The organism is Protofrankia sp. CiP1_Cm_nod2 (genome assembly GCF_920664355.1).
Taxonomy (GTDB): Bacteria; Actinomycetota; Actinomycetes; order Frankiales; family Frankiaceae; genus Protofrankia.
Genome location: NZ_CAKKTL010000281.1, coordinates 1 through 3,613 on the forward strand (window position 1 = coordinate 1; position 3,613 = coordinate 3,613).

Sequence of the window (3,613 nt, forward strand, 5' to 3'; positions counted from 1 at the left end):
GATAGGATGTTCTTACTGTCCTGACTCTCAGTAGAACGGGGAGCAGGAGTGCTGGCAGGATGACTTCTCCTGAGTTACCGTCGAGGATGCTAAAAATCCAGATAATGGCAAGGACGGCGGCGAAGTACTGCACTCCTCTGCCGAGGTTGAACCTAACCTGCTCCATCGGCCGCGTATAGGTATAGGTACGCGTATAGGTATAGGTATAGGATGTCGGAGGCGTGGCCCTCCAGTCGTTCTCGATGTTAGTCGTGATGTCGGAGTTGTATCCGCAGTGTCGGCGCAGCAGGGTGATGAGTCTGGGTGATGGCATTCGCCCATCGGGCACATCTTCATGTTGTTTGTCTGCCAGGTGGAAGAATGCATCACCAGTCAGGAGCAGTGACATGACGGGAATCTTCCCTTTTTCTGCTTGTATCGTTTCCCGATAGACCCACTCTGATTTTTCGGCGGATGGGGACATTACCACGATGAAAACCGAGCAGCCGTCAATCCTTCGCTTGATTTCGTTGCGCCATTCCATTCCTGCATCTATTGAGTTGTCGTACCACGCTGGAATTTTTTGTTTCGGAGATGCTCGATGAGGGATTTTACATATGTACTGTCATTGCGGCTGTAGCTGATAAAGACACATCCATTTATGCGTGGATTATACTATTTGTCATAGTATGCCAGAATTTCTGGGGTGCTTCAGGCGATTGCGGCTCTTGTTTTCCGTCTCCGTGGGTCCGGCTCGGCCGTGTCGCGGGCAGACCGGATCCTGGGCGGGGCTGATGCCAGCGACACTGATGTCACTAACACTGATGTCACTAACATGGATGTTAGTCTTCGTGTGTGCATGAGGACTTCGTGGGTCGCGCCGAGGAGCTGGCGCGGCTGGACGCCCACCTCGCGGCGGTCCGTGACGGCCGGGGCCGGCTGGTCAGCGTCCGGGGCCGGCGACAGGCCGGCAAGTCCAGGCTGATCAGCGAGTTCGTGCGCCGTAGCGGTCTGCCGCAACTGTTCGTGACCGGATCTCGGCAGGCCACTCTCCAGCGAGACCTCGACGGGTTCGTCGAGGACGCCCGGCTCGACTGCACGCTGCCCGGCGCCGACGGGCTCACCGCCGGCGGCTTCAGCACCTGGGAACAGGCGCTACGCGCCACCCACGCCGCGCTCCCGGTGGACACGCCGGCCGTCGTCGTAATCGACGAGTTCCCCTGGCTGCTGGAGCGCGATACCGGCATCGACGGCACCCTGCAGAAGCTCTGGGACCGGCTGTTCGAGAACCGGCCCGTCCTTTTCATCATCATCGGCAGTGACCTCGCCGTGATGGAGATGCTGACCGGGCACGACCGGCCGCTCTTCGGGCGGGCTCGGGAGATGGTCGTCGAGCCGTTCTCCGTCGGTGACACGGCGCGCATGCTCGGTCTCAGCAGCGAACGTGCGGCGGAGGCGTTCGACGCGCAGCTCATCACCGGTGGATACCCCCGGCTGCTGCTGGAATGGCGGCGAGCCGGTGGCCTGCCGGCGTTCCTCGACGACCAGCTTTCGGACGATAACTCCGAGCTCATCGTCACCGGTCAGCGGGTTCTCGACGCGGAGTTCCCGCGCGATCTGCAGGCGAGTGACGTGCTGCGCGCCATCGGTGCTGGAGACCGGGCCTTCTCCGCGATCGCGGCGCGCGCCGGTGTGGCATCGACACCGCTCACCCGGGCCCTGGCACTGCTGGCCGGCAAAAGAGTGATCGCGGTCGACCGTCCGGTGGCAGTGAAGGTCGGTACGGCGTCCCGCTACCGGGTCGCCGACCCCTACCTGCGGTTCTGGCTACGCTTCCTGGAAGGCGCCGTCGCCGACATTCAGCGTGGCCGGCCCGACCTCGCCAGAGCCAGGGTGACGGGCGGCTGGGCCGCCTATCGCGGACGGGCGGTGGAACCGCTGGTACGCCAGGCGCTCACCAGGCTCGCGATCGACGATCCCGCGCTCGGCGGCGCTGAGAGCGTAGGCGGCTGGTGGCCGCGTAACCACACACCCGAGGTGGATCTGGTAGGAGTCCGGCCCGGTAAAGGCGCGAACGTGGTCACCTTCGTCGGCTCCGTCAAATGGCGTGACAAGGAGCCCTTCACCCAGGCCGACCTGGACCACCTGTTGCGTGACCGGGCCGCGGTGCCAGGCGGTGACATCGCGTCACCAGTCGCTGTCACGCGGACGACGACGCAGGTACCGGGTCTGCCCAGCTACGACCCGGCCCGGCTCCTGACCGCCTGGTAGGCGTCCGGAAGCTGGGAGTACGCGTCTGTATCGATCACGAGGCACTCCCCGCCTCGGTGTCCCGCTCATACTCGAGATGGAACGGGCGGTGATACAGAGCAGATACACGTTGGCCGTGCCCACCCCCAGATATCTGGAGAGCAACTTCACCGAGCTCGAGAACGTCCTGGCGGAGCACCTCGGTCTGGAAACCGCCGCGACCAGGCTGCTCACCGTCATACGAGAGCCCTGCCGGCCGCGTCTCGGCATACGGGCCCGTCTGTCGCTGGATCTCACCGACGACGCCGAGCTCGAGGCCGGCTGCGCCCGGCTGGCCCGCGAGGTTCTGACAATCCGGGACGGGCGGCAAGCGGCCGACCAGTAGCTGCTCGGTCGACGCTCTCGAACGCCGGCTGAAATGTCTTTCCGAATCCTCGGATTCAGCGCGGCGTGGTGTGTCCGGGATTCTCCGTGCTATGAAGGGTGTTCCTGCCGGGGTGCGCCGGTGTAGGTTCCGAAGGCCCACAGGTTGCCCTCCGGGTCTCGTACCACGAACTCACGAGAGCCGTAGGGCGTCTCGTTGATCTTGATGATGATGTCGGCGCCCGCGGCCAGTACCCGCTCGTACAGCCGATCGGGGTCGCTGGTCACCACATAGCCGCCCGCCGTGCCGGGCTCGCGCGTCCAGTGGCCCTCGGGCTTGTACGCGCCGAGCATGATGCCGCCGGATCCCTCGGGCCAGAGCAGTTCGGCGTGTTCGACGGTCTCGCCTTCGCCGTGGCGTGCGACCAGGTCGAAACCGAAGATCTCGACCAGGTAGTCGATGAGCACGGCGGGGTTGTGGGCCTGCAGGGTGAGCCACACGGTGGGATTCGTATTGGGCATGACCTCATTCTGCCGCCGGCCGTATCCTCCGTCCGAATGGTTTCGGAACTCTTCGGTGAGCGGGTGGACAGCGAACTGGATTCCGGCCTGGCCGCGACGCTGACGTACGTGACCTGCCCGCACGCGCGGGCCGCCCAGTACATACGGATCTGTGGGGAGACGGTGAGGATCATGTGTCGTAACATCACCGAACTGCGGGGCCTTCAGCCGCCGGCGACCGACGAGGAGATCGAGGCGGCCGCCCGCCAGTTCGTCCGGAAGGTCAGTGGTCTGCGCCAGCCTCCGGCCACGGCCGGGGACGCGTTCGAGACGGCGGTCGCCGAGGTGGGCGCCGCGGTCCACCGGCTGCTCGACACGCTGCCGGCCCGCCGCCAGCCGCCGGCCACACTCCCGCCGCTACGACGCCCGGAGATCCGCGCCCGCCTGAACACGTGAGCATCCCGGGTACCAGCCGGCCGGCCCGCACAGGCCGGCCCGGCCGCTGCCCAGACGTCCGTCG

The 3,613-nt window shown here is 65.2% G+C and carries 4 protein-coding genes and 1 pseudogene; 3 read left to right on the top strand and 2 right to left on the bottom strand.

All coding sequences use genetic code 11. The features are described from left to right. Positions 1 to 523 (bottom strand): annotated as a pseudogene (locus tag NBW84_RS21595) (toll/interleukin-1 receptor domain-containing protein); the annotation flags it as partial. Between the two features lie 326 nt (positions 524 to 849). Between NBW84_RS21595 and NBW84_RS21600 the strand changes: the two are divergent. Beyond that, the gene (locus NBW84_RS21600) at positions 850 to 2,250 is read left to right on the top strand and encodes a DUF234 domain-containing protein (RefSeq protein ID WP_250286872.1); all 1,401 of its coding nucleotides are present in this window, start codon (positions 850 to 852) and stop codon (positions 2,248 to 2,250) included. Positions 2,251 to 2,275: 25 nt separating this feature from the next. Continuing rightward, positions 2,276 to 2,614 (top strand): toll/interleukin-1 receptor domain-containing protein, encoded by a 339-nt coding sequence (locus tag NBW84_RS21605; RefSeq protein ID WP_445548493.1) that lies wholly within the window; start codon positions 2,276 to 2,278, stop codon positions 2,612 to 2,614. Between the two features lie 89 nt (positions 2,615 to 2,703). Here NBW84_RS21605 and NBW84_RS21610 read toward each other — a convergent pair whose 3' ends face one another. Continuing rightward, positions 2,704 to 3,114 carry a VOC family protein gene (locus NBW84_RS21610; protein ID WP_250286875.1) on the bottom strand — a complete coding sequence of 137 codons (411 nt, stop codon included), beginning with the start codon at positions 3,112 to 3,114 and terminating at the stop codon, positions 2,704 to 2,706. A gap of 171 nt (positions 3,115 to 3,285) precedes the next feature. Between NBW84_RS21610 and NBW84_RS21615 the strand changes: the two genes are divergently transcribed. Then, positions 3,286 to 3,549 carry a DUF2277 domain-containing protein gene (locus NBW84_RS21615; protein WP_047224521.1) on the top strand — a complete coding sequence of 88 codons (264 nt, stop codon included), beginning with the start codon at positions 3,286 to 3,288 and terminating at the stop codon, positions 3,547 to 3,549. Positions 3,550 to 3,613 lie beyond the last annotated feature (64 nt).

Coding starts and splice junctions, on each gene's coding strand:
- NBW84_RS21610 (WP_250286875.1), bottom strand. CDS start 3,114: ATGCCCAATACGAATCCCACCGTGTGGCTCACCCTGCAGGCCCACAAC.
- NBW84_RS21615 (WP_047224521.1), top strand. CDS start 3,286: ATGTGTCGTAACATCACCGAACTGCGGGGCCTTCAGCCGCCGGCGACC.